Below are 2,999 nucleotides of genomic sequence, written 5' to 3'. Positions count from 1 at the left end.
GGTGTCAGCCAACACATCCATAACTGACCCACCGCATTCGCGAGCAAGCCCGCTCCCACATTTTTGACCGCGTTCACAGATTCCCAGATTTTTCAGAAGTCCAGGCCGGGCCGCTGCGACGACCCGCGCCTTTTCGGAGCACCGCACCATGACGCTTGCAGTCCAATTCACCCACGTTTCCCGTCAGTTCGGCGAAGTGAAAGCCGTTGACCGGGTTTCCATCGATATCCAGGACGGCGAGTTCTTTTCCATGCTCGGCCCTTCCGGCTCGGGCAAGACCACCTGCCTGCGCCTGATCGCCGGGTTCGAGCAACCGAGCGCAGGCTCGATCCGTATCCATGGCGAGGAAGCCGCGGGCTTGCCGCCGTATCAGCGCGACGTGAACACCGTGTTCCAGGATTACGCGCTGTTCCCCCATATGAATGTGCGCGACAACGTGGCCTATGGCCTCAAGGTCAAGGGCGTCGGCAAGACCGAGCGCCTCAACCGTGCCGAGGAAGCCCTGGGGATGGTCGCCCTCGGCGGTTACGGCGAGCGCAAGCCGGTGCAACTGTCCGGCGGCCAGCGCCAGCGTGTGGCCCTGGCCCGCGCCCTGGTCAATCGCCCGCGCGTGTTGCTGCTGGATGAACCCCTGGGCGCCCTCGACCTCAAGCTGCGCGAGCAGATGCAAAGCGAGCTGAAAAAGCTGCAACGCCAGCTCGGCATCACCTTTATCTTCGTGACCCACGACCAGACCGAAGCGCTGTCGATGTCCGACCGGGTGGCGGTGTTCAACAAAGGCCGCATCGAACAGGTCGATACCCCGCGTAACCTGTACATGAAGCCGGCCACCACGTTTGTTGCCGAGTTTGTCGGCACCTCCAACGTGATTCGCGGCGAGCTGGCCCAGCGCCTGAGCGGCAACCCTCAGCCCTTTTCGATCCGCCCGGAACACGTGCGTTTTGCCGAAGGCCCGCTGGCTGCCGGCGAAGTGGAAGTCAGCGGCTTGCTGCACGACATCCAATACCAGGGCAGCGCCACGCGCTACGAACTGAAACTGGAAAACGGCCAGGCCCTGAACATCAGCCAGGCCAACCACCAGTGGCTGGACATCAGCAGCGGTCATCAGGTCGGCCAGTCGATCACCGCCCGCTGGGCCCGTGAAGCCATGACGCCACTGACCGACATCGCAGGCGAGGTGTGACATGAGCCTGGCCCTTTCCCAACCGGCGATGCGCAGGTTTTCCAACCTGCTGTACCGCAAGCCCAACCTGTACCTGGCGATGTTGTTGATCCCGCCGTTGATCTGGTTCGGCGCGATCTACCTCGGCTCGCTGCTGACCTTGCTCTGGCAAGGGTTCTACACCTTTGACGACTTCACCATGGCGGTCACGCCGGACCTGACCCTGGCCAACTTCGCCGCGCTGTTCCAGCCGTCGAACTTCGACATCATCCTGCGCACCCTGAGCATGGCGATCGTGGTGTCCATCGCCAGCGCCGTGGTGGCCTTCCCCATCGCCTACTACATGGCGCGCTACACCACGGGCAAGACCAAGGCGTTTTTCTACATCGCGGTGATGATGCCGATGTGGGCCAGCTACATCGTCAAGGCCTATGCCTGGACCCTGCTGCTGGCCAAGGGCGGCGTGGCGCAGTGGTTCGTGCAGCACCTGGGCCTGGAGCCGGTGTTGCAGTTCGTGCTGGGCATTCCCGGCGTGGGCGGCAGCACCTTGAGCACCTCGCACCTGGGGCGCTTCATGGTGTTTGTCTACATCTGGCTGCCGTTCATGATCCTGCCGATCCAGGCCTCGCTGGAGCGCCTGCCGCCGTCGTTGCTGCAAGCCTCGGCCGACCTCGGCGCCAAGCCGCGCCAGACCTTCATGCAGGTGATTCTGCCGCTGTCGATCCCGGGGATTGCCGCCGGGTCGATCTTCACCTTCTCGCTGACCTTGGGCGACTTCATCGTGCCGCAGCTTGTCGGGCCGCCGGGGTACTTCGTCGGCGGCATGGTCTACGCCCAGCAAGGCGCCATCGGCAATATGCCCATGGCAGCGGCGTTCACCCTGGTGCCGATCGTGCTGATCGCGGTTTACCTGTCCATCGTCAAACGCCTGGGGGCCTTCGATGCACTCTGAAAAATCCTCATTAGGCTTGAAGATCGCAGCCTGGGGCGGCCTGGTGTTTTTGCACTTCCCGATCCTGATCATCTTCCTCTACGCCTTCAACACCGAAGAAGCGGCGTTCAGCTTTCCACCCCAGGGTTTTACCTTGAAGTGGTTCAGCGTGGCCTTCGCCCGGCCGGACGTGCTGGAAGCGATCAAGCTGTCCTTGCAGATCGCCGCCATCGCCACGCTGATTGCCATGGTGCTCGGTACGCTGGCGTCGGCGGCCTTGTATCGCCGTGAGTTCTTCGGCAAGCAGGGCGTGTCGCTGATGCTGATCCTGCCGATTGCGCTGCCGGGGATCATCACCGGTATCGCCTTGCTGGCGACGTTCAAGACCCTGGGCATTGAACCGGGGATGTTCACCATCATCGTCGGCCATGCGACGTTCTGTGTGGTGATCGTCTACAACAACGTGATCGCCCGTTTGCGCCGCACTTCCCACAGCCTGATCGAAGCTTCGATGGACCTCGGCGCCGACGGCTGGCAGACCTTCCGCTACATCATCATGCCCAACCTCGGCTCGGCGCTGCTGGCCGGCGGCATGCTCGCGTTTGCGCTGTCGTTTGACGAAATCATCGTCACCACCTTCACCGCTGGCCACGAGCGCACCTTGCCGTTGTGGCTGCTCAACCAGTTGAGCCGCCCACGGGATGTGCCGGTGACCAATGTGGTCGCGATGCTGGTGATGTTGGTGACGATGTTCCCGATTCTCGGTGCCTATTACCTGACGCGCGGCGGTGAAAGCGTGGCGGGGAGTGGCGGTAAATAACTGACTGGAGGAATGCGGTCAAAAAATTTGGGAGCGGGCTTGCTCGCGAAAGCGGTGTGTCATTCAACACATCTGTCACTGATCCA

General features: G+C 62.3%; 3 protein-coding genes. All 3 read left to right on the top strand.

The window, feature by feature from the left end:
* The first annotated feature begins 148 nt into the window (after positions 1-148).
* The 3 genes from NUV89_RS28885 to NUV89_RS28875 are packed head-to-tail and all read left to right on the top strand — an operon-like array spanning position 149 to position 2,913.
* Positions 149-1,183 (top strand): ABC transporter ATP-binding protein, encoded by a 1,035-nt coding sequence (locus tag NUV89_RS28885; protein WP_257784003.1) that lies wholly within the window; start codon positions 149-151, stop codon positions 1,181-1,183.
* Position 1,184: 1 nt separating this feature from the next.
* A complete protein-coding gene (locus tag NUV89_RS28880) occupies positions 1,185-2,114 on the top strand; it encodes an ABC transporter permease (protein ID WP_257784002.1) in 930 nt (309 codons plus the stop codon).
* Entirely contained in the window at positions 2,104-2,913 is an 810-nt protein-coding gene (locus tag NUV89_RS28875; protein ID WP_025856826.1) for an ABC transporter permease, read from the top strand. Before NUV89_RS28880 ends, NUV89_RS28875 begins: the two co-directional genes overlap by 11 nt.
* Positions 2,914-2,999 lie beyond the last annotated feature (86 nt).

Origin of the sequence: Pseudomonas sp. 18.1.10, assembly GCF_024655625.1 — a bacterium.
Lineage (GTDB): Bacteria > Pseudomonadota > Gammaproteobacteria > Pseudomonadales > Pseudomonadaceae > Aquipseudomonas.
Note: the sequence above shows the minus strand (reverse complement) of the source record. Positions and strands in the feature narration are given on the sequence as shown.

What these genes read in the sequence shown, in the direction of transcription:
- NUV89_RS28885 (WP_257784003.1), top strand. Translation starts at nt 149, where the DNA reads ATGACGCTTGCAGTCCAATTCACCCACGTTTCCCGTCAGTTCGGCGAA.
- NUV89_RS28880 (WP_257784002.1), top strand. Translation starts at nt 1,185, where the DNA reads ATGAGCCTGGCCCTTTCCCAACCGGCGATGCGCAGGTTTTCCAACCTG.
- NUV89_RS28875 (WP_025856826.1), top strand. Translation starts at nt 2,104, where the DNA reads ATGCACTCTGAAAAATCCTCATTAGGCTTGAAGATCGCAGCCTGGGGC.